The organism is Tsukamurella sputi (genome assembly GCF_007858445.1).
Taxonomy (GTDB): domain Bacteria; phylum Actinomycetota; class Actinomycetes; order Mycobacteriales; family Mycobacteriaceae; genus Tsukamurella; species Tsukamurella sputi.
The window spans coordinates 1-596 of record NZ_VIGV01000122.1 but is presented as its reverse complement, the minus strand read 5'-3'; the positions used below and the strand labels follow the sequence as shown (position 1 = coordinate 596).

At 35.9% G+C, this 596-nt stretch carries 1 protein-coding gene; it reads right to left on the bottom strand.

Annotated elements, in window-relative coordinates; all coding sequences use genetic code 11:
• On the bottom strand, window positions 1-596 hold a 596-nt coding region (locus tag FK268_RS26045; RefSeq protein WP_205124541.1), incomplete at both ends, for a hypothetical protein.

Here is a 596-nt window from a genome sequence, read left to right as displayed (position 1 = left end):
CGTCAATAAAAACTAACTCTGGACGATAACTACCGTGACGCAATCCTCGGATATTTTCTCCCATCCCGAGCGCTTGAATTTTAACGTTATTACGAGTAATGATCTGTCCAATACGCCAAGTGCTTCCTTTTCCAGTGACTTCTGGAAAATCACTTCTTAATCTTGGGTTAAAGAGCAAATCTGCTTTTGTCAGTTCTAAGAACATTGATGCTTGTTCAAATGTGTCGGAGATTATCACATTAAAGTGTTTATAACCTGTTACTACTGTCCAAAGATTGAAAATATGCGTAATGTATGTTGTTTTTGCTTCACCACGAGGAGCAGCTACTCCTAAGTTTGTAGATTCTTCACTTAAGACAATTTTAGGGATTTCATCAAATAACCAAAGATGAAGTTCTGCACGGGAATCATCACGAATTACATGAGGGAAATAAGTTTCTAAAAAAAAACGATATCCCGTTTCTTTATTAAATACTTTTTTGATACGTTCAGTTTTAGCTACTTCATCAATATCAAATCCATCAACTTCAGCTTCTATCTGCTCACGAAGGGAATTTGCTAGCTCCTCTATACTTCTTATAAAGTCTTTATCTTTC